General features: G+C 54.9%; 19 protein-coding genes. 13 read left to right on the forward strand and 6 right to left on the reverse strand.

Annotated elements, in window-relative coordinates:
- Positions 1-3: 3 nt before the first annotated feature.
- Positions 4-516, forward strand: coding sequence for a peptidylprolyl isomerase (locus tag AC16KF_RS11825; RefSeq protein ID WP_484037523.1), 513 nt, complete (start codon positions 4-6; stop codon positions 514-516).
- Positions 491-1,099, forward strand: coding sequence for a VTT domain-containing protein (locus tag AC16KF_RS11830; protein ID WP_484037524.1), 609 nt, complete (start codon positions 491-493; stop codon positions 1,097-1,099). Before AC16KF_RS11825 ends, AC16KF_RS11830 begins: the two co-directional genes overlap by 26 nt.
- Positions 1,100-1,272: 173 nt before the next feature.
- On the opposite strand, the gene AC16KF_RS11835 is transcribed toward AC16KF_RS11830, so the two are convergent.
- Together AC16KF_RS11835 and AC16KF_RS11840 are read right to left on the reverse strand one after the other, a co-directional pair.
- Positions 1,273-2,406 (reverse strand): hypothetical protein, encoded by a 1,134-nt coding sequence (locus AC16KF_RS11835; RefSeq protein WP_484037525.1) that lies wholly within the window; start codon positions 2,404-2,406, stop codon positions 1,273-1,275.
- A 9-nt stretch (positions 2,407-2,415) separates the two neighbouring features.
- Positions 2,416-3,183 (reverse strand): mechanosensitive ion channel family protein, encoded by a 768-nt coding sequence (locus AC16KF_RS11840; protein WP_484037526.1) that lies wholly within the window; start codon positions 3,181-3,183, stop codon positions 2,416-2,418.
- A gap of 148 nt (positions 3,184-3,331) precedes the next feature.
- Here AC16KF_RS11840 and AC16KF_RS11845 point away from each other — a divergent pair, with 148 nt between their 5' ends.
- Positions 3,332-4,498 carry a cystathionine gamma-synthase gene (locus AC16KF_RS11845; protein WP_484037527.1) on the forward strand — a complete coding sequence of 389 codons (1,167 nt, stop codon included), beginning with the start codon at positions 3,332-3,334 and terminating at the stop codon, positions 4,496-4,498.
- A gap of 179 nt (positions 4,499-4,677) precedes the next feature.
- Here AC16KF_RS11845 and AC16KF_RS11850 read toward each other — a convergent pair whose 3' ends face one another.
- Both AC16KF_RS11850 and AC16KF_RS11855 read right to left on the reverse strand, forming a co-directional pair.
- Positions 4,678-5,940 carry a PP2C family protein-serine/threonine phosphatase gene (locus tag AC16KF_RS11850; protein ID WP_484037528.1) on the reverse strand — a complete coding sequence of 421 codons (1,263 nt, stop codon included), beginning with the start codon at positions 5,938-5,940 and terminating at the stop codon, positions 4,678-4,680.
- 60 nt (positions 5,941-6,000) lie between these two features.
- Positions 6,001-6,636, reverse strand: a complete 636-nt coding sequence (locus tag AC16KF_RS11855; RefSeq protein ID WP_484037529.1) for a deoxynucleoside kinase — start codon at positions 6,634-6,636, stop codon at positions 6,001-6,003.
- 98 nt (positions 6,637-6,734) lie between these two features.
- Here AC16KF_RS11855 and AC16KF_RS11860 point away from each other — a divergent pair, with 98 nt between their 5' ends.
- From AC16KF_RS11860 to AC16KF_RS11875, 4 genes are all read left to right on the forward strand, one after another.
- Positions 6,735-7,220, forward strand: coding sequence for a hypothetical protein (locus AC16KF_RS11860; protein WP_484037530.1), 486 nt, complete (start codon positions 6,735-6,737; stop codon positions 7,218-7,220).
- Position 7,221: 1 nt separating this feature from the next.
- Entirely contained in the window at positions 7,222-7,584 is a 363-nt protein-coding gene (locus tag AC16KF_RS11865; protein ID WP_484037531.1) for a hypothetical protein, read from the forward strand.
- A 140-nt stretch (positions 7,585-7,724) separates the two neighbouring features.
- Positions 7,725-8,720 carry a helix-hairpin-helix domain-containing protein gene (locus AC16KF_RS11870; protein ID WP_484037532.1) on the forward strand — a complete coding sequence of 332 codons (996 nt, stop codon included), beginning with the start codon at positions 7,725-7,727 and terminating at the stop codon, positions 8,718-8,720.
- A gap of 38 nt (positions 8,721-8,758) precedes the next feature.
- Positions 8,759-10,180, forward strand: coding sequence for a phosphoglucomutase/phosphomannomutase family protein (locus AC16KF_RS11875; protein ID WP_484037533.1), 1,422 nt, complete (start codon positions 8,759-8,761; stop codon positions 10,178-10,180).
- A 94-nt stretch (positions 10,181-10,274) separates the two neighbouring features.
- On the opposite strand, the gene AC16KF_RS11880 is transcribed toward AC16KF_RS11875, so the two are convergent.
- Complete coding sequence (locus AC16KF_RS11880) at positions 10,275-11,687, reverse strand: tetratricopeptide repeat protein (protein ID WP_484037534.1); 1,413 nt, start codon at positions 11,685-11,687, stop codon at positions 10,275-10,277.
- 245 nt (positions 11,688-11,932) lie between these two features.
- On the opposite strand from AC16KF_RS11880, the gene AC16KF_RS11885 reads away from it, so the two are divergent.
- From AC16KF_RS11885 to AC16KF_RS11910, 6 genes are all read left to right on the forward strand, one after another.
- Positions 11,933-12,754 (forward strand): TatD family hydrolase, encoded by an 822-nt coding sequence (locus AC16KF_RS11885; RefSeq protein WP_484037535.1) that lies wholly within the window; start codon positions 11,933-11,935, stop codon positions 12,752-12,754.
- Complete coding sequence (locus AC16KF_RS11890) at positions 12,751-13,719, forward strand: polyprenyl synthetase family protein (RefSeq protein ID WP_484037536.1); 969 nt, start codon at positions 12,751-12,753, stop codon at positions 13,717-13,719. The genes AC16KF_RS11885 and AC16KF_RS11890 overlap by 4 nt, the downstream gene beginning before the upstream one ends.
- 49 nt (positions 13,720-13,768) lie before the next feature.
- On the forward strand, positions 13,769-14,272 hold the full coding sequence (locus tag AC16KF_RS11895; protein ID WP_484037537.1) for a YceD family protein: 504 nt from the start codon (positions 13,769-13,771) through the stop codon (positions 14,270-14,272).
- A 248-nt stretch (positions 14,273-14,520) separates the two neighbouring features.
- Complete coding sequence (metG, locus tag AC16KF_RS11900; protein ID WP_484037538.1) at positions 14,521-16,326, forward strand: methionine--tRNA ligase; 1,806 nt, start codon at positions 14,521-14,523, stop codon at positions 16,324-16,326.
- Between the two features lie 171 nt (positions 16,327-16,497).
- Positions 16,498-20,829, forward strand: a complete 4,332-nt coding sequence (locus tag AC16KF_RS11905) for an HYR domain-containing protein (RefSeq protein ID WP_484037539.1) — start codon at positions 16,498-16,500, stop codon at positions 20,827-20,829.
- A gap of 74 nt (positions 20,830-20,903) precedes the next feature.
- On the forward strand, positions 20,904-21,377 hold the full coding sequence (locus AC16KF_RS11910; protein WP_484037540.1) for a hypothetical protein: 474 nt from the start codon (positions 20,904-20,906) through the stop codon (positions 21,375-21,377).
- Between the two features lie 6 nt (positions 21,378-21,383).
- On the opposite strand, the gene AC16KF_RS11915 is transcribed toward AC16KF_RS11910, so the two are convergent.
- The gene (locus AC16KF_RS11915) at positions 21,384-22,610 is read right to left on the reverse strand and encodes an MFS transporter (protein ID WP_484037541.1); all 1,227 of its coding nucleotides are present in this window, start codon (positions 22,608-22,610) and stop codon (positions 21,384-21,386) included.
- Between the last annotated feature and the right edge of the window lie 16 nt (positions 22,611-22,626).

Genomic DNA, 22,626 nt, shown 5'->3' on the forward strand with positions numbered 1-22,626 from the left:
CACATGTCAAAACAATGGAAGACCCCACCCGCAATGCAGATCGACTCAAAGAAAAAATACAAAGCGCGCATGGAAACAGACAAAGGCGCGATGGTGATCGAACTATTCGCCGACAAAACGCCCAAGACCGTAAACAGCTTCGTCTTCCTCGCGCGCGAAGGATTCTACGACGATGTGATCTTCCATCGCGTGATCGATAATTTCATGGCGCAAGGCGGCGACCCCACCGGCACCGGCATGGGCGGACCCGGGTACCAATTCGAAGATGAATTTCACCCCAGCCTGAAACACGATAAACAAGGCGTCCTCTCCATGGCGAACGCCGGACCCGGCACCAACGGCTCGCAATTTTTCATCACACACGGGCCCACCCCGCATCTCAACAACCGCCACAGCGTTTTCGGCCAGGTTGTAGAAGGGCTGGATGTGTTGATGTCGATTCCCGCGCGCGACCCAAACAACCGCAACGCCCCAGCCGTAAAGATTCTCCGTGTCACCATCGAAGAAAGCGAATAAGCCCTCGCCGCAACCAGAGTCGTCGCCGGGTCAGAAGCGCTCGAAACTTCAAATCAATATCCTGCGCGCGCTGGCGCTCCTCGTCGTCCTGGGGATCACCGCGTTGGTATTCAGCATACGCGACCGGGTGGAGGACTTTGCGGTGTTCGGTTATCCCGGTGTCTTCTTAATCGCCCTGCTTGCAAACGCGACTGTCTTCATCCCCGCGCCCGGCGTGGCTATCATCTACGCCATGGGGGCGGTGTTCAATCCCTTGCTTGTCGGGCTTTCAGCAGGGACGGGCGGCGCGATCGGAGAACTCTCCGGGTACCTTGCCGGTTTCAGCGGTCAGGCAGTGATCGAAAATACGAATGTGTACGAGCGCATCAAGCCCTGGGTGGATCAATACGGCGGCTGGGCAATCCTCGTATTAGCCGCCATCCCGAATCCTTTTTTCGATGTGGCAGGCGTTGCCGCAGGTATCGCTAAAATGCCAATGCGCACGTTCCTTTTCTTTATTTGGATCGGCCAACTCATCAAGATGACATGTTTTGCCTACGCGGGATATTATTCCCTGGAATGGCTCACCCGGTTCTTTGAGTAATTGAAGTTGCGCAGTCTAGCCACAAAGACGCGGAGTCGCAGAGAAAAAAAATACAGGATGTAAGCAGTTGAACCTGTTGCGCCGTAGTTGCACTGCGGCGGCGGCAGTGCAACTGCCCGCCAACTGCGTAAGTCCTGTAGCATAAAGATTGGAACGCTGGAAATACTCGCTGATCAAGAAGAGCCAGATTGAACGATGATCTGCCCGATCACCTGCATGAAGAAAGCCGCGCCCGATCCAAAGTTTGAAAGCGCGTCTCCGCACGAAGCCTTTTGATGATATTCCACAACAACCGAATAGGCGCCGGGCGAAGCTGGCGCGGTAAGTGTCGCGCTCTCGACGCCAGACGCCCCCGGCGCGCCGCCGGGAACACCGGCGTAGGCGCAAGCCCCGCTACTGCTTAGATTACTCAACCCGGTGATCAATTGAACATTACATGTGGGGCATGAACTGCTGGATACTTGAAAATCATACGAGACATAAAACTCCTGCCCCGGTATCAGCGTGATCGTTGTTCCAAATTGAGAAAGGTCGTCTGTGAGAACCACATTGCCGACTGTCAAACCGCCAAATGGCGTGGGCGTGGGCGTTACGACTGTTATCGCTCCAGTGGACACATCCACGCTTTCGATTGGCGATTTAACGAAGTAATCGGCAAGGAGACGACCGGCAGACGATTCAATGAACCACCATTTCTGTCCAATGGAAGTTTGCTGGGTAACAGACTGTTCCGGTCCAAGAGTGAAAAAGAGAATGAGTTTACACGCGGGGTCGACCATATACACGTCTATGGTGAGTTTGGAGCTATTGAAAAATGTCGTCATCGCCGGGGTGGTTGACGGACGAGGACAAGCCTGCGTGGGCGTCATCGAAACAGTAGCAGTTGGAGAAACAGTTAGCGTCGGCGTAGAAGTTTGGCTGGGAGCAATCGTCGGCGTGAAGGTGTTCGAGGATGTGGGAGCAGTAGTAAAGGTCGGAGTTGAAGCGGTCGGCGAAGCTTCAGGAGTTTGAGATGAAAGCCCGGCTAATATCCAACCGACAGGATCAATAGGTCCATTCGTCGGGCGAGGCTGCGATTCAATCGTCGGCGCCTGTATCTGCTCGAGATACGCATTGACCGGTTCCAAAAACGGCTCGGGCACATTTTCGCCGATTTGTTCCTGTGCCGCGCGAGTAATAGGATTCTTCGGGAGCGTTCCAAATCCGCCGGTGGCAAGCATGGTCGCGGTCAACGCGACCACGAACAAACGCACAGACGAACGACTGCCCGCGCGTTTCGGCGACTGCGTAGATTGAAAGCGCGCCACAGAGATTTCCTACGCGTTGGCGTCCAAACTTAACCCCGCTTCTTTGATCGCGTTCACGGCAAGCAGAAAGAGTCGCGTCATTTCGGGACCCGCGTCCAGCCGATCGGTCATGTATGCGCGGACTTCAATGATGAAATAGCCTTCGTCTGCTGTTTGCACCACAACCGCCGGTTGACTTAATGCCTTGGTTGATAGTTCAGGGGCGAAACCAGTCACCGCTTTCTGTATCGCCTCAACGGCTTTATTCAAGTCTTGATTCACCGGCAGTGGAACCTTTACGGAGATCAGATGACCGGGATGCGCTGAATAATTTATGATCGTTCCGTTGGTCGCTTCCGCATTGCGGATATAGATTTCATCACCGTTCACGGTCTCAAGTGTGGTGAGAAAGAGCGAAACATTCGCCACCCTGCCTTCTCGTCCTGCAATTACAACATAATCGCCCGCGCTGTAGGTGCGCCCAACAAATAAGCTGACGCCAGCCAAAAGGTCGCCGGCGATTCGCTCGGAGCCGATGGCAAACGCGCCGGTGATCGCCGTCACGACGACGACCAGCAACCCCGCCGCGCCGGTGGTGTCCAGAATCACTTTCACCGTCCAGATGCCGATGGCAAGCGCGAGAAAACTCCCGATGAACCGGCTCCACACCGATCCCATGGGGCGGGCTAATAAATGACTGACCACCCATGAAACGATCAAGGCAATGAGAATCCCGCCTAAGCCAATCAGGATCGCATTTAAGAAGGGACGAAGAGCTTCAAAGACACTGTCGGACATAGGACACCTCATCCAAGTTTTCTTGAATTATAAGACCAAATCATTTCCGCCGGAATATTCCCCATACCGTTTAAGTTCTTCACGAACATTGCTCAAATCAAGTTCTTCCTGTATGATTTTATTGGCACTGATCAACAAAGGAGACCGAATGAAATTTGAAACGCTGGCAATTCATGCGGGTCAGGAACCCGACCCCAACAACGGCGCGGTGATGACGCCCGTCTATTTCACATCTACATACATGCAAGATGGGATTGGAAAACCGCGACAAGGATACGAATATTCGCGCACGATGAACCCAACGCGCAAGGCATTGCAAGATTGTCTCGCCGCGCTCGAAGGCGGTTCCCTTCGACAAGCTCAGGGCGAGGCATTCGGATTGGCATTCGCTTCGGGACTCGCCGCGACGGACACCGTCCTTCGTTTACTGAGCGCGGATGCGCATGTGCTGGCAGGCAACGACGTGTACGGCGGCACCTTCCGCCTCTTCGACAAGATCCTCCGCCGCTTCAACCTCGACTTTACATTTGCTGACACGACTGATCCTGAATCGGTCGCCGACGCGTTGACTCCCTCCACGCGCCTCGTATGGTTGGAGACTCCGACCAATCCATATTTGCGCATCACCGACATTCGCGCCGTGGCAGAAATCGTCCACGCGCATGCAAACAAGCCGCTCCTCGTTGTTGATAACACATTTGCCACACCCTACCTTCAGCGTCCGCTCGAACTCGGCGCGGACATCGTCGTCCACTCGATGACGAAATATCTCGGCGGTCACTCGGATGTGGTCGGCGGCGCTGTGATCGTGAAAGATAAGGAATTAGCAGACCGGCTTTACTTCCTGCAAAACGCGGTCGGCGCGATACCAGGACCGATGGATTGCTTCTTGGTCTTGCGCGGAATCAAAACTCTGCCCCTCCGCATGGAACGTCACTACGAAAACGCTACGGCTGTCGTTGAATTTCTTGAAAAGCATCCCAAAGTGGACAAGGTCATCTATCCGTACCACGCGAGTCATCCACAACAAAAGGTTGCGAAACAACAAATGAGGAACGGCGGAGGCATGGTCTCGTTCATCGTCAAAGGCGGAAAGGAAGCCGCGACCCGGGTGGTTGAGGCGACGAAAATCTTCGCGCTCGCCGAATCGCTCGGCGGAGTCGAATCGCTCATCGAAGTCCCGGCGGCGATGACTCACCTATCGGTAGCCGGCTCGCAATTGGAGGTTGACCCGGCTCTTATCCGCTTGTCAATTGGCGTGGAACACCGTGATGATTTGATCGAAGATATCAAACAGGCGCTGGAAAAAGCCTAAAAAAAAAGACTCTCTACCGTATATTTGCACCGCTAAGTGTCGTCATGGCGCCATGCGACATCCGCAAAGAACGCAAAGAAAACCTTTTTAACTTGGCGACCTTAGCGTGCTTTGCGGTAAAAATCTTTCCTGTGCGGTAGAGAAAAAAAGAAAACAGAGACCGGCTATCCGGTCTCTTGTCATTTCGCGTGGATCGCCAATAGCGTCACATCATCGTCCTGCTTTGCCCCGTTTTGATAATCCATCAACGTGCTGAAGAGACGGTCACACGCCGCTTGAGCGGAAAGCGACCGCAAACCCCTCATCGTCTCTTTAATTCGTTCAAGCCCGAAAGGCGCGCCGTTCGGATCGCGGCAATCGGTCATGCCGTCTGTGAACATGACCAGCAACGAACCTTTCGCCAGGCGGATGCTGTTTTCATCCAACAGCATATCCTCCCACAGCCCAAGCGCCATGCCCGGTTCGTGCGGCAGGCGATGGATATCGCCGCGCTCGCCGATCAACAACGGAGGCTCATGCCCGGCGCGGGCATAGGAAAACTCTCCTGTAAGCGTATCCAGCACGCCATACAATGCGGTAACAAACTGCGTGGATTTTTCGAGGCGGGTGATGTGTTCATTGACCATGCGCAACACTGCGCCGGGCGACGTGGAATTATCAGCCTCCGCGATAATGAGCGCGTGCGCCCTCGCCATGAAGATCGCGGAGGGAACGCCCTTGTCGGAAACATCGCCGATCAAAACGCCCATCTTTCCATTGCCCAACTCAAACACATCGTAGAAATCGCCTCCCACCTGGCGCGCTGGCAGGATGCGCCCGCCAAAGTCGAATCCCTCCGGCGCGGGCAACACATCCGGCAAAATGGACATTTGGATCTCCGCGGCTACTTGAAGTTCCTTCTCGAGCCGCTCTTTTTCAATCAACTGCTCCTGCGCGGCTTTCAACTCATCGTAGGCGGTTTGCAATTGGCGGTTTTTCTCGGTCAGGTCGCGGAAGGTCTGCACATTGGTGTTATCGAGGCGCGAACTTAATACGCTCACCATCGCATTCGCCAATTCGGGATGCCGCTGTAACAACTCTTGAAATTGCGTGCGGCTCATGCTGAGCAGTAAAACATCGCCCCGCGCCCGCGCGCCCGCTGTGCGTCTCCCGCCAGGCATGATGATACCCATCTCGCCAAGGTATTCGCCTTCATTAATGACATTGAGGACAAGCTCGTTCGCGGTCCCCGAAGCCATGTTGATCTCAAGCTGTCCGCGCGCCACAATGTACAGATGCTCCGCCAACTCCCCTTCTTTGAACAAAATATCGCCCGCATTCAACCGCACCCTGTCCAACGCGTTCAAAAGCAAATTCAACTCATCGAAGGGAAGCTGGGAAAACAGCGGAATCCGCGTAAGCAGGCTGGCTGAAAGATTGGTTGTTTTGAGGGATTCACTCATAAGATAAACGCCACCGCGCGAAAACACAAACACCGAAAACGAATTGGAGTTTCCTCCGCGTCAAAACTCCACCACTTCCTTGCCCGAAAGTTTATTCTGTATCCGCTCCACGACGGTATCCAAATGCTTCGGCTGATGGACGTAATCCAGATCGTCGGTAGCGATGGTAAGCACCGGGCACATATCGAACGCGCCCAACCACTCGTCGTAAAAAGAATCGAGCAGGGTTAGATACCCCGGCGTGATGCCCGATTCCATCCCGCGCGCGCGCCGGCGGATGCGGTCCATCAACACGTTCACCGGCGCCTTCAAATAGATCAACAAATTCGGGCGCGGCATGCTATTCATCACCAGATCGAACAAACGACGATACGCCAGATAATCGCGCTCGGCAAAGTCGCCCATGTGATGCAACGCCCGCGCAAAAATATGGAAATCCTCGTACACGCTCCGATCGAGGATCGCCGAACGCGGGTCGCGCGCGGCTTCAAGATATTGGTCGGCGCGATGACCGAGAAAAAACACCTGCAAATGAAACGACCACGAGCGCATATCGCTGTAAAAATCAGCCAGATAGGGATTATCCGCCACCGACTCATACCCCGTCCACCAGCCAAGGCGCGAACCGATCCGCTCCGTAAGCGAGGTTTTGCCGACGCCAATATTTCCAGCCACCACCACCTGATATTTCGACACACATCCTCCGTAAAAGATATTCGGAGTATAGGCGAGCCAAACAAATTTGTCGAGGCTCGAGGCAAAATCGCCGGTATAATTCTGCGAAAGGAAACTGCATGCCAACAAAATTCAAAATACGGGACGCCTCAGGCTGGACAATTTTCGTCTTCGGACTTCTTGCGCTTCTTCTCGGACTGGTCGGCTTGGTCCGCCCTGAGACGCTTTTATCGCTCCTCGGCTTCCCCGTGCTAGAACGCGCCGCGCGCGCCGCCGGAGACTACACCCTCCTCTTTATGACCGCCTCCGCGATGGCTTCGTTTAATATGGGCGCGTACTACATCTTCGCCGCGTTAAATGACGTAAAGCAATTTTACAAATGGACGGTTCCATTCCGCGCGATTACGTTCATCGTATTCACGCTCGCGGTAGCAAGCCAACTCGCCCCGGCGGGCTTCTTCGGCGTCGGCGCGTGGGAACTGGCTGGAGCAGCGGCAACTTTTCTCGCTCTCCGTTCCGACCATAAAAAGAAAATGGAAATGACTGGGGTCACGACAAACAGTCTCGCGCCCCGTTCCAAAACCAAGAAAGAAGCAGGAGGTTAACATGCGCTCTGAGTGGATCGAATACAACGGCAAAAAGATCTTTTATCAGGATTTTTCTCAACTCTTCTACAACTCCGCCGCGGTGAAAGCGGAATTAGCGGAAGTGCAAGAAATTGTAAAAGCTCAGCCGCAAAACTCCGTGCTTGTGCTGACCGACATGCGCGACACTAATGTGGACGCCGAACTGCTCCCCGCCATGAATGCGGCGTCCGCCGCCACCAAAGCCTACGTGAAGAAAACGGCTGTTCTCGGCGTCACCGGCATAAAACAAAAACTAGCCGACCTGCTCACGATGATCACCGGTCAACCGCTCAAATACTTTGACGATATCGAATCAGCCAAACGCTGGTTGACACAAGAATAACCAAACTCCGAAGCGTCCGCGCTTCGGAGTTTTTCTTTGCGGATGATATAATCCCGAAATCGCCCAAGTCCCGGAATGCGGACTTTAGTCCGCGAAACGAACTGCTCGCCGATATTATTTTGTCTTTGTACAGGCGCACTATGGAAAAATTATTAAACTTCCTCAACTCGGCAGACCCCAATTTACTTACCACGATCCCCGGCGTAAGCCGCCAAATTGCGGATGACTTGGTCGCGGCGCGTCCGTTCGATTCTGTTGAATCATTACTAAAAGTAAAAGGGGTGAACAAGAAGTTAATCTCGCGCATCGAATCCACTTTGGAGGCGAATCAACTCGAGGAGCAATCCAGCGCGATCACTCCCGTGGAAGAAGAAGGAGCGTTTGCGCCCATCCCAAGCCAACCCGTGAAAGAAATTCCCACCGCCGACGAGAAACCCTCTTTTGGCACGCGCGCAGGAGCCGCCCTGCGTTCGTTCGTCCGCGCATTGTTCAGACTGATCGCCATCCTCATTGTCATTGGAGGGATTGGCGCGGCTTTATATTTCGGTTTGCCCATCCTGCGAGATCGATACATCGTCCCTGTGGAGCAAAACAGCGTCCGCGTGGATCAACTGGAAAGCGAAGTCGCAGAGTTGAAAAATCAATTAGCCGAAGTGAACAGCCGCCTTGATGGCATCGATTCCTCCATCGAGGCGCACACGGCATCTATACAAAAACTGGAAGAGATGCAAACCCTGCTTGAAAAGGAAATGGAAGAGAATAACGAAGAAACGCTGGCGAAGTTGAATCAAGAAGTGATGATGACCCGCGCGTTGGATACGCTCGCGCGCGCGCGGCTGTATCTTGCGCAGAGTAATTTCGGCTTGGCAAAAGAGGACGTCCAATCGGCGCGCGACTTGCTGACAGAGTTACAATCACAAACAGGCGATGAGGCGCAGGCGCAAGCCATCTCACGCCTCGACTCGGCGCTCGCCAATTTACCCGCTTTCCCCGTTGTCGCATCGGGCGATCTCGAAATCGCCTGGCAAATTTTGATGACGGGCAATGTTGCGCCAACGGCAACACCCGAACCAAGCCCGACGGTTTCGGCAACGGTTGAGCCAACAACAGAAGTAACAGTAACTCCAACACCATAACGCTTGCTTTACAACTAAATTTATTTCTTGGGAGAGTCATGACATACAAAATTTCATTTGGCACAGACGGCTGGCGCGGGGTTATCGCCGAGGATTACACCTTCGATAACGTCCGACGCGCCGCGCAGGGATTCGCATCCTATCTCATCGAAAAGGGATTCGGCGGCAAGTGGGTCGTCGTTGGTCACGATAAACGATTCGCCTCGGAAAATTTCGCGGCGGCGGTTGCCGAAGTCTTAGCAGGCAACGGCTTGAATGTGTACCTCACCGACGGCGCGACACCGACACCTGTCATCGCGTTTGCGGTTGTGGATAAAAAAGCGTGCGGCGCGGTCAACATTACCGCGTCACACAACCCACCCACTGATAACGGATTCAAAGTCCGCGACCCGAACGGCGGGGCGATAGACCCCGAAGGGTTGAGTCGCATCGAAGCGTTGATCCCAGACTCCCCGTCGGAGGCGAAGCGGGTTCCCATCCAGGATGCGAAACGCGACGGCAAGGTTGTCGTCTTCGACGCATCCGAGGCGTACATCAAGAATCTCCACAAACTCGTGAACATTCAAAGAATCAAAGACGCGGGGTTTGTTGTGATGATGGATGCGATGTGGGGCAACGGCGCAGGTTGGTTTACGCGCTTGCTCGAGGGCGGCAAAACGAAAGTGATCGAAATTCATAACGAACGCAATCCGTCGTTCCCTGAAATGAAGCGACCTGAACCGATCCGCCCAAACGTGGATGTTGGGCTCAAGGCGACAGTGACGAACAAAGCGGATGTGTTATTGATCACTGACGGCGACGCGGATCGTTGCGGTATCGGCGATGAGAACGGCGAGTTCATTGACCAATTGCGAGTGTACGCATTGCTGGCGTTGTATCTGCTCGAAATTCGCGGCGAACGCGGCGACATTGTGAAGACTCTCTCCACAACAACGATGCTGAATAAACTTGGAAAAATTTACAACGTGCCAGTTCACGAAACAGGCGTGGGATTCAAATACGTGGCGCCAAAGATGATCGAAACGAACGCGATGATCGGCGGCGAAGAAAGCGGCGGATACGCATTCCGCAACAACGTCCCTGAACGCGATGGGATTCTCGGCGGTTTGTATTTTCTCGATTTCATGGTGCAGACGGGCAAGAAGCCGACCGAACTCTTGAAGATGCTCTTCGATAAAGTCGGCGAACATTTTTACGATCGCGTGGATACTCCGTTTTCAGGCGATCGCAAAATGCGCGAACAAAAGATTCTGGATGCAAAACCCCAAACCATCGGCGGTTTGAAAGTGACCGAACTCGTCACCGTGGACGGCTTCCAATTCAAACTTGAAGACGGCGGTTGGTTGCTCATCCGTTTCAGCGGCACGGAGCCGATCATGCGCGTGTATTGCGAAACGACTCATAAAGATAAAGTGAAAGCGATTCTCGATGACGGGCTGAAAGTGGCGGGGATAAAGTAAGTTACGAGTTACAAGGTACGAGGTACAAGGTACAAGTCGGTGGGTTGAGCGATAATACGCATCAACCCACCGACTTGATTTTTATGCTGCGATTTTAGATTTTACGCTTCGTCATCAATATCAAACCGACCAACAGCGGCAAAACCGCGGCGCTTCCACACAGTGGGTTCGCGTTGCCGGACGAAGATGGCTCGGTGGGAGCGGAGCCAACTGTCGGCGTGGACAGAGTCTGAGGCGTGGAAACAGCCTGCGGCGTCGAAAGAGGCGTTTCCGTCGGTAAGCCGCCATACGGCGTGGGCGGAAGAGGCGTGGCGGTCAACCCAAGCATGGTGAAAGTCCCATCATCGTTTCGCTGGACCGCCCCGGGAACGCTGTAACTAATGAAATTCAACAAATCTTTCGCTTGTTGCAGATCCGGGTCGAGCGCGAGAGCGGCTTGCAACGATTTCAGCGCCGCGGGCAAAACGCCCTCCGTATCGGGTTGGGTGGAAAAATAAATATCGAAATAATAATGCGCCCACAAGAGATCGGCGTACCCGTACTGCCAAAGCGGATCGTCCGGCAAAAGCGCAAGGCATCGCTCGTAGGCGTCTTTGCTCAGGGAAAACAATTCGCGCCCCGCATCGTCGTTGCGCAGCCAGCCCTTCGGCATCAGAATCACTTCCTTATACGCCTTCGCCAACCTGCCCCACGCCTCGCCGTCATTTGGATTTTTCTCGACGTTGGATTTTTCGCCCATAATCTTTTTCCACAAGGACGGAGTGACCACGACGAACTCAACATTATCTTCAAACGTAGGCTCAAAATCTTTGAACGACCAGCGGATTTCATTTCCGCTCAGGACTCCATTTGGGCTTGTTTCGCCATACCCAGCCTGACCCGTCAGGTCGAGATTTTGCTCGCTAGCCTCATACGGCAGGCGGACGATGATCTCCGCGCTGCCGATTGTGCCATTCCATCCCGCGCCTGTTTCGAGAACATATTTGAAAACTTCGTAGGGATAATATCCATACCCATACACAGCATAGGCGACTTCGATGGTCACATCTTGATTCGGCGGGAAAGTCACCTCAAAAACCGACCAGGGGAGCTCGTCGCGTTCAGGGTATGAATACTCGCTCGCGGCAAACGGCTGGATCTCACGGCGCGTGGATACGTTCTTTCCGTTCACTTTGACCTGGATTGCGTTAATCTCGGGGAAATTTCCAAACCCGTCCGAATTGCCATTGAAGAACGAGAGCGGGAAACGAACCATCATCTTCTCCTCCGTCGCGCCGAGATTACGCATGGTAAAGACCGCTTCGGTTTTTGCAATCGCGTTTTTTGCTTCAGAGATCGTCAGCGTGACCGACTCCGCTACCATGCGGACTTGGGTGGTCTCTTCGCCCGGCAAAAGCGTTGTGCCGGGAGGAGCTTCGGGCGGCGCAACATCGGCGCGGACAGCGCGACTGGGAGGAAACAGGGCAAACAGGATCAAGATCGAAAATAGAAATCGTATTTTTTTCATCGCAGTTCTCCTCCTCTTTACTATACCATGCGCATTCATGCCGGGAACAGCGAAGCATGTGTGTAAAACGCTCGTTGCCACAGAGACCGCCGAGACCGCAGAAAGAAACCTCAAAATCTCTGCGATCCCTGCGACTTTACACAGCGCGACCATCCAGAATCGCCGCCTCCCACACTGTCCCACACCATGTCATCTGTGGCGAAAACCCTTTATATGTTATAATTTTCACAAACGAAGTCGGAATTATGCTCACAGATACCCACTGTCACCTGTATCTTGAACAATTCGCCGGGGATATTGATGATGTGATTCGGCGCGCAACAGAGGCAGGTGTAGAGAAGATGCTTGTGCCAGGCATGGACCTGGAGACCAGCCGCCAAGCCGTAAAACTGGCAGAATCATATTCATCTATTTTCGCCGCAGTTGGTTATCACCCCACCGATATGCAAAAATTCAGCGCAAAAGATTTCGATGAAATTTGCGAACTCGCTAAACATCCGAAAGTTGCCGCCATCGGCGAGATCGGGCTGGATTATTACTGGGTCAAAGAAGCCGACAAGCGAATGGAACAACGGCGCAATCTCCTCCCCCATCTTGAACTTGCGAATGAGGTGAACAAACCCGTCATCCTGCATCTGCGCGAAGAAAGCGACGCGGAAATCGGCGAGGCGACAAACGACTTGTTCAACACCCTTGAACTCTGGTACGAAAAAATCACCGCGCTGAAACCTCGCCCCGGTGTGTTTCACTCGTTCAACGGGAATCTTGAATCTGCGAAACGCGCGATGGGCATGAATTTTTTCATCGGCATCACGGGTCCCGTCACCTACAAAAAAAACGAATCACAGCGCGAGATCGTCCGTCAACTGCCGTTGGACCGAATCCTGATCGAAACCGATTCGCCGTTTCAGACACCGGTCCCACACCGCGGCAAGCGTAATGAGCCTGCAAACGTCGCGCTCATTGCTGATAAAATTGCGGAAGTCCATCGAGCGACGCGCGATACGATCACAGAAGCCACAACCAAGAACGCGAATCGCCTGTTCAGATGGGAGACCCACACATGAGCGCAACCACTTTCTTCACCTCGGTAAACGAACAACTCCAATTCGTCGAACAGCGGATGCGCGAACAGGCTGGCGACGATCAGCACCCCGACTTAAAATCGGCGCTTGAGCATTTACTCTCCGCGGGAGGCAAACGCATCAGACCGACCTTGGGCCTGCTCGTCGGGAACATGCTTGGCGCGCCCGAAGAGAAATTGATCACCCTCGGCGCCTCCGTGGAGTTGCTCCACACTGCCACTCTCGTCCACGATGATCTAATTGACGGGGCATTGCTCCGCCGCGGAATACCGACGCTCAACGCGCGTTGGTCTCCCGCCGCGACCGTACTCACCGGCGACTTTCTGTTTGCGCGCGCCGCTAAACTCGCCGCCGAGACCGACTACCTGCCATTGATGAAACTCTTTTCTGAAACGCTTGCCACTATCGTCAACGGCGAATTGACGCAAATGTTCTCAGCCCGCGGGATCATCGACCGCGATAACTATTACAACCGCATTTACGCCAAGACCGCGTCGCTGTTCGAAATGTCCGCACTGGCGGCGACGATGGTTGCCACAGAGGATGAAGAAATGCGGATTGCCATGAAGGCGTTTGGCTACGAAGTGGGCATGGCGTTCCAGATCGTGGACGATATCCTTGATTTCGTCGGCGACCAATCCACGGTGGGTAAACCGATCGGCTCAGATTTATTGAACGGGCTGGTTACCCTGCCAGCCATTTATTTTGCGGAAGCAAACCCACATAAAGAAGACGTGTTGTCATTGCCCGAAGGCGGATGGAAAGATACCGCCCGCGTCCAACGGCTCGTGGATACGATCCGTGAAAGCCGCGCGATTGGGCAAGCGATGGATGAAGCGCGGAACGCCGTCGGACGGGCATTAACCGCCCTGGACATTGCGCCAGCCAGCCCGGAGAAAGACGCGCTCGAAGACCTGGCAAAGTTTATTGTCGATAGAAACATATAACGAAAAGGTGACAGTCGCTTTCAAAGTGACTGTTACCTGAGAAGTTCCAATGACCAATCCTCGCAAACCATTCCGCATCAATGTCGGCTTTATTGTCCATGAAGAAGTCGGCTATAGCCATGAAATCCCTCTCGAGTTCGATCATGTCAAGCTTGACGACTTCGAGGTGTCGAATCTCAACGGCTCCGCGCGCATCGGCCGCACCCCGCAGGGATTGATCGTGCAGGGCGCTTTTTCAGGCGACACAAAATTACAATGCGCGCGCTGTTTGAAAGATTTTGCCCAACCGCTCAAGTGGGGTTTCACCGAGTTGTACGCCTTCGACAAAGATTCAGCCAGCGAGACTGGCGTTTTGCTCCCTGAGGATCGTCAGATCGACCTGGCTCCGATGTTGCGTGAGTATGCCCTGCTTGAAGTGCCGATCAATCCTCTTCACGACGAGGAGTGCAAAGGCTTGTGCATCGAGTGCGGACAGGATTTGAACCTCAAAGATTGCGGGCACAGCCAGGGGAATGAGGATTCCCCGTTTTCAGTTCTGAAGAAATTGTTGTAGTACAATAAGCCCCATGCAATCAAAATCCGCCTTCTCAACGGTGACAAAAACCATGTTGATGTCCATGGACATGGAGATGTCGAGTCGCGTCTGGATGGCACGTTAGGTTTTTGCACCTGTCAAAAACGGGCTGTCCATTTTCGGACAGCCTTTTTGTTTGGAAAAGAAATTTGAACCGCCACGATCGCCAAGAGTATTATCAAGGTCTTCTCGGCGCCTTCATAGCGGTAAGAGATACGGAGACACGAATGCCTGAAAATATCCTCATCGCCATAGCCTGGCCCTACGCCAATGCCGAAATCCACGTGGGCAACATCACCGGCTCGCACCTGCCCGGTGATATCGTCGCGCGCTACCACAGACTCAAAGGGAACAACGTGCTCATGGTCAGCGGCACCGATTCGCACGGAACCCCCGTCACGCTTGCCGCCGACAAAGAGGGCAAGCCTGTGGAGGACGTCTACAAAAAATACCACAACGGATTCCTTGAATTATTCCAGGGCTGGGGCATCGCCTACGACTTGTTCACCACAACGCACACGGAAAACCATTTCAAGGTGTCCCAGTCGATCTTCCTTGCCCTGCAAAAGAACGGGTTCATGTTCAAGCAAACCTCGAAGCAGTGGTACTCGCCTTCCGCAAGACGATTCCTCCCCGACCGTTATGTGGAAGGGACGTGTTACATCTGCGGTTTCGAGGGCGCGCGTTCCGATCAATGCGACAACTGCGGCAACGTGTTAGAACCCGAAAAGTTAATCAACCCACGCTCGCGCGAGGGCGGCGCGCTCGAGTTGCGCGATACCGAACATTTCTATCTCGACCTCTCGAAACTCGAACCCGATGTCAAGAAGTTCCTCAAAGAACGCGCCGACCACATGCGCGATACGGTGCTGGGCGAATCGTTGGGCAAGATCGAAGCCGAAGGACTCAAGCCGCGCCCGATCACCCGCGATCTCGATTGGGGCATCCCTGTCCCTGTGGAGGGCTGGGAAGGCAAATGCTTATACGTGTGGTTCGAAGCGGTCATCGGGTATCTCTCCGCGCCGATCGAGTGGAGTCAGTTAACCCGTCGGAAAGAAGCGTGGCGCGAGTGGTGGGTGAATCCCAACGCGCGACAATTCCACTTTATCGGCAAAGACAACATCTTCTTCCACACGTCGCTGTGGCCCGCCCAACTTATGGGCGCCGGCGTCGCATTCGGTCAAATTTATTCGGAAGAAGAATATTCGCTCACACTGCCATTCGACGTGCCCGCGAATCAATTCATGAATCTTGAAGGGAAAAAGATCAGCGGTTCGCGCAACTGGGCGGTCTGGGGACGCGACGCGTTGACGCGCTACGACCCCGACGCGTTGCGCTATTACCTCACGATCAACATGCCCGAGAACAAAGACAGCGATTGGGATTGGGCTGAGTTTGTGGCGCGCAACAACAACGAACTTGTGGCGACGTGGGGCAATCTTGCGAATCGCGTGCTCGCGTTTTGCTACAAACACTGGGAAGGGCATGTGCCAGACGTGGACTCCGCCGCGCTTCGCGACTCCGATTTGAGCCTGCTCGCCACCATCGAAAATGGTTTCGCCACCGTTGGCGCGGAGTACGAAGCCGCGCGCCTGCGTTCCGCGTTAGGCGAGACGTTAAAACTTGCCACTGCGGTAAATGTGTACCTCGATGTCAACGCGCCCTGGTCGGCGGTAAAAACTGACAAAGACGGCGCGGCGAAGACAATTTATACCGCCTTGAAAGCCATCGACTCGCTGAAGATCCTCTTCGCTCCCACGCTCCCCTTCACCTCGCAACGATTGCATGAATTCTTCGGCAATGAAACTCCGCTCTTTGGCGAACAATACACTGAAACGGTAAAAGATTCCCTTGGCGACCACACGGTGTTGAGGTATCGCCCCATTGCTCCCCTGGGTGAAAGTAACGCCACTGCCCCAGCATGGAAACCCAGTGAATTGAAGCCGGGACAGAAGTTGAATCAACCGAGCCCGTTGTTCAAAAAACTGGAATCAAGCGTAATCGAAGAGGAACGAGCGAGGCTGGGGAAATAACAAACCGGTTTCGCCTCAAATTGACCCACCATGCCGGAGACCGGCATGGTGGGTTTTTCATTCGGGGAAGCGCCCCTATGTAACCTTTTCACTGTAACCAATAGGTAACAGAGTTGTTGACGAGCCGTCATGCCAGCAAGTTAACAACCTTGAAAGGTAAAGGTGAAGAAGATGCCCCACATTAATCGTCGTTTGATTTGGTCTATTTTTATTATTCTGACTGTCATCTCCAATTTACTAAATGTCCATGTTGTCCTGGCTGATGACCCCACCCCAACACCCCCACCCACAGAGGAGCCAACCCAGCCGCCGGTTGAAGCGACTGAACTGCCTGTCGAACCGACGGCGACCGAACTCCCAGAGGCAACGCCGACCGCCGAGCCAACGGCCGAACCCACGAGCGAGGAAGTTCCCGCAACAGAGGAAGCGCCGGTATTCGAACTGGTGGCAAACCTCCCCCAAGATACAGATGTTGTGATCCTCGATGAGAATGGCAATCCGCTCTCGTTGGCAAGCGCAGAAGCCGCCACCGTTCTTGTGGAAGCAGATCCGATCTGGTGCCCAGCCTCGCAAGCGGTTCCCACCCCCGGGGCAAACGGGTGCACCACAAACCAGACCATCACCAGCCTGCTCACCCTCATGCGCGATAACATGGGCGGATCGTTCTCGCAGGACGGGATCATTTACCTGGAACGGCCGGGCGGACCAGGGTTTACCACCCCATTAATTCTGAGCGATAACGCCTCCAGCCTCGGTTCATCATTCACCTCCATCAGCACCTTCAATATGACGATCCAAGGCGGGTGGAATGGAAACAACCCCGGCGCGATCACCGGCGACACAAACTTCGGCACAAGCGGACCCAACCGAGGATTCGTCCAAATCGGCTCGTCGGGCAATCCATGGACCGGCAACGTCACCCTGCGGGATATAACCGTAAACGACAATACCAGCACCACGAACCCCAGTGTGGCGGTGTACACGACCACCGGTTCCGTCACCATGAATGACGTGGACGTAAACAACGCAGACAACTCTGCAAGCGTTCATGTAGCGACCAACTCCGGAAACGTTACCTTAGGCGGCGTGGATATCGCCGACGGCGAAGACAATCACGGCATCAACGTCACCACGAACAGCGGCACAATAAACATTAACAATTCGAGCGTGGATAATCAAGATGACGGTAACGCGATCAATGTCACATCCAACAGCGGATCTGTAACCTTATCCGGTGTAGATGTGGACGATAGCGGAGGTGGAAACGCGGTTAACATTACAACCACAAGCGGTCCTGTCACGCTTTCAGATACCGACGTTTCAAACCAGCAGGACGGTTTCACCGGAAACATCCTTTCGTCCAGTGGAAACATCTCAGTAACAGGCGGAAGCGCATTCGATGGCGACAACACGGGCGGCGATACCAACCAGGGCTTCACAGCCACCACGTCCACCGGAACGATCTCGATCTCGAACACATCCTTCAACGAAGCCTATGGCGCCACCGCCGGCACGAATTACAACGGCGCGACGCTTAGCGCGCCCATTGTCACATTGAATAGCGTCACCGCGCTCAATAACGATCTGAACGGCATTGCCATCTCCAACGTCAACCAAGTCACATTGAATAATGTCACCGCCTGGGGAAATGGCACAGACGTGCCGGGCGGCTCAGGCGGAGGCGCGTATACGAACGACCTGGGGTCGGGCGTGCGCATCAACGGCAATCCCGGATCATTTGTTTCCGTCCTCGATGGCGTGTATTTTGGCAACCAACGCTACGGCATTGAGGTATTCGGAACGTCGGTCTTTATCGGTTCGGCGATAGACCTGTGCCAGTCAGTCCTTGCAAGCGGCGGATGTATGAATACCACACCCGTCACAGATACGTCCGCGCCGGTCATTACGTTTGTCAGCCGAACCCCGGCAAACGGCGCTGGCTGGAACAACACAGACGTGACCGTCACATGGTCGTGCGTTGACGCGCAATCCGGGGTGGTAGCGGCAACGGTTAATCAAACCGTCACAACGGAGGGGACGAATCAATCTGCCACTGGAACCTGCGCCAACCGCGCCGGGTTAACCGCTTCCAACACCCAGAACGGCATCAATATCGACAAAACAGCCCCAACGATCACGTTTTCGAGCCGTCTCCCCGCCGCCAATGGTAACGGCTGGAACACCTCAGATGTGACAGTCACCTGGTCTTGCACAAACTCCCTTTCACCAATCCTCTCCGGCACGGTCACGCAAACGCTGTCAGCCGAAGGCGCCGGGCAATCTGCCACTGGCACGTGCCAGGACGCGGCTGGCAACTCAGCGTCAGACACGCAATCGGGTATCAATATCGACAAAACCGCGCCGACCGGAGTTACACTTACTCCATCGGGAACGCTGGGGAACAACGGCTGGCATATCAGCGATGTGACGATCACAACCACCGGGACTGAATCGGTCAGCGGTCCTCTCGCCTGCACAGGCGTTCAATCTCTGACGACAGACACCGCCGGAGTCACCTTCAACGGTTCCTGCACCAACCTCGCGGGGCTTACATCGAATGCAACGCCTCTCACCTTGAAGCGTGATGCCACCAACCCGATCATCACATTCTTGAATCGCACGCCCGCGAATGGAAACGGCTGGAACAATGGAGACGTGACACTGAACTGGTCATGCGCTGATGCGATGTCGGGACCGGTCAACGCGACGATCACGCAGACTGTCACCACCGAAGGCGCGAATCAATCCTCCACTGCGAATTGCGTCGACAACGCCGGCAACACCGTGTCGGACACGCAAAGCGGAATCAACATCGACAAATCGGCGCCGGGCATCGTTGCGAGCCGCACGCCCGCCGCCAATGGCAACGGTTGGAACAATACCGATGTCACAGTTACCTTCACCGGTAGCGATAGCGGATCTGGGCTTGCATCCTGCACCGCGCCAGTGACTCTCAGCGCGGAAGGCGCGGGTCAATCAGCCACCGGAACATGCGCCGATCTCGCCGGAAACTCCAGCAGCACAACGGTCAACAACATCAACATCGACAAGACCGCGCCTACCGCCACCGCCACCGCATCTCCCGCGCCGAACGGCAACGGGTGGAATAACACCGATGTCACTGTCAGTTTCTCGGGCACGGATGGATTATCCGGCATCGATACCTGCGCATCGAATATTCTGCTCAACACAGAAGGCGCCGGGCAATCAGCCACCGGCACATGCGCCGACCTCGCCGGGAACGTCAGCGCGCCGGCAACCGCCAGCGGCATTAACATCGATAAGACCAACCCAGTCTTGAGCCTGCCTGCGAACATCATCGTGGAAGCGACCGGAGTCTCCGGCGCGGTTGTCAACTATTCCGCATCTGCCAGCGACAACCTCGACCCCGCCCCAACCTTTGGATGCTCGCAGAGTTCCGGCTCTACCTTCCCGCTCGGAATCACCACCGTCTCTTGCACCTCCACCGACCAGGCCGGTAATTCAAGCGTCGGCAGTTTCACCATCACCGTGCAAGATACAACCGCGCCGACCCTGCCCCTGCCTGCCGATATGACGGTCGAGGCGACCAGCGCCGCCGGCGCTGTGGTGAACTTCAGCGCCACCGCAAACGATATTGTGGATGGCGCATTGGCAGTCACATGCGCGCCGCCCTCCGGCAGCGCGTTCGCAATCGCCACCACCTCCGTAGCATGTTCCGCGTCCGATTCGAGCGGCAACGCCGTAAATGGAAGTTTCAACGTCACCGTGCAAGACACAACGCCTCCGGTCATTTCCCCGATGGCGAATATAGTAGTCGATACGTCCAGCAAACAGCTTGCGCCGATCTTCTACTCGACGCCAACCACGACCGACGCGGTGGATGGTCCCGGGGTGGCAACTTGCGTCCCGCCTTCCGGCTCCCTGTTCCCGCACGGCACGACCATTGTTACCTGCACTGCAATCGACAGCCACGGCAACACATCCTCGATCACCTTCGCTGTTCTTGTGGAATACATACCCAAGCCAGCCACGCCAAATAACGGATCGTTCGGTGGAGCCATCCTTGTCACCGGCGGCGCTCCGTTCGACCTGGACTGCGCCACGAAAGCCACCTTCTTTGGCATAACGCTCAAGTTCTACAACCTGTGCGATTACCAGGCTGTCATCAACACCATCGATGCAAGCGCCCTGCCGGCGGCGTTGCCAAACGGATTCACCCTCGTCAAAGGACTCGATATAGCCATCCTCAACGAGGGCAAACTCATCAAGCCGCTTCCCCAGAACACCGGCATTCAAATGGGCTTCCCGCTCCCCACAAGCGACGCCTCGAAATACACCGTCCTGCACTGGAATAATGGGCAATGGGAAGAGATCACCCAACCGCTCAGCGATGGCGCCATAGACAACGCGCTGGCAACCGACGCGCCGTTAGAACTGTACTCGCTGACATCCTCCAGCAACAGCGCGGCACAAGTGTTGACTACTGAACTGACGGGCGTCTTCGTACTCGTAGAAAAATAGGGCGGAAAGAGAGATACAATTCGAGGGACGGCAGTTTGCCGTCCCTCGATCACTTTAAAGACAAGGAGAACGCCATGCTCCGACTCACTCCCCGCATCCTTCCGATTTTCGCTTTGATCCTCAACTCATGCGGTACCGCATCCCCGGCAGAGCCAATCGCGCCGAGCGCGACAATAGACCCGTGTTCAACCGAAGCGATCAGTGAAACGGTCAAACCCCTCAACGACCTGATGCGCGAATTCGACGACGCCTCGGCGCTGGCATCCAACCTCCCGAGCGAACAACTCCCCGAGGCGATCTCGAACCTCCAACGCATCCGGCGGCTCGCGCAAGACATCACCCCAGCAACCTGCCTGATCACATTGCACGGACACGAACTCACGCACATGAACGCGGTGATCGATACCCTGCTCGCCTTCCTCAACGGCGCAGATGCCTCCACGCTTAATCAGGGATTGAACCTGGCGCGCGAACAACACGATTTGTATTCCGTAGAATTAGCGCGCGTGTTGGGAGTTACTCTTGTGCCAGCCACCGCATCGCCTTGATTTGAATTATCGGATTTCCTTCTTCAAGAACAATAGAAATCCTATCAGACGGATGCCCGCGCTCACCCATAACGCGCCGGAAAGCCCAATAAACCCAGCCAGCCATGTTCCCAGCAATGGAGCAAGAATCATGGAAAGGTATTGAATCGATTGAGCCAGTGAAACGAACGTGGCGCTGTATTCCACCGGGACGGTTTTCATCAACTCATCGAAGAACACCAGGTCAAGCCCGCCTTGAAAGAACCCGGCGAGACCGGCGAAGAGGATGATCCACTCTACATGGGTGGTCGAAGCGGAAAGCGCCGGGTGCAAGATCATCCCGAAGGTGGTCGCCAGCAACACCACGCGCCCGCCGTGACGATTAGATATCCGGGGCCAGAGATAATACCCCACCAGCATCACCAGGTTCATCGCCATACTCACCATGCCGATATCCGAATCGGTGGCGCGCACATCGCGCACCAGATACAACGGCATGATCGGCAGGCTGAGCGTCACTGCCGAAAAATACACGAAACGCTTCGAGGCAAAAGAGACAAAGGCTGGATTCTTCCTGAGTAACGCGGCATAATTCCCCAACGTGTCGCGCAACGACTCGCTCTTTGCCAGAGGAGCCGGGGGTTGGTCGGGAACGCTGATGCGGCTGGAAAAGTAATAACTAATAAAACCGCCCAGCGAGAGCGCGAGGAACATCACGGCATAATTCAACGGGAACGCCATCAAATCGATGAGGCGCGTGACGATGAACGTGCCGATCGCGCTCGTCAGACCGAAGATCGCCCAGCGCCGGCTCAGCAAGGCATAGCGTCCTTCGGGTCCAGCGACAGCATTCATCACTACAGAGAATGCTACCGCCAGCGCGGTCTGCGGCAGAGTGGCGAACGCCCAAATTGCCAGCGTAGACAGGATGATATACTCGCGGGCTATGGACAAGGTGAGGATGCCCGTCAGCGCAAAGCACAAAATAACCAGCAAGCGCGAGAGGCTGTACCACGGCACGATATTCCGCCGCGTTTGCAAAAAGCGCCCCACAACCAGGGCAAGCAATAGCCCGGTTGCGCCGGGCATGGAAGAAAGCAATCCCACCTGAAAATTCGACGCGCCAAGACGGGTGAGAAACACCGGCAGGAAAGGCGACGCCACGTTCGAGATGCTCACGCCCACCGCGTCGATCTGCACGTAGCGGAAGTTTCTCTTTTGAATCGTTAGTTCTTCTTCATTGATCGGGGTCATGGACGCGACGATTATA

Source organism: Candidatus Defluviilinea gracilis (assembly GCF_057138825.1).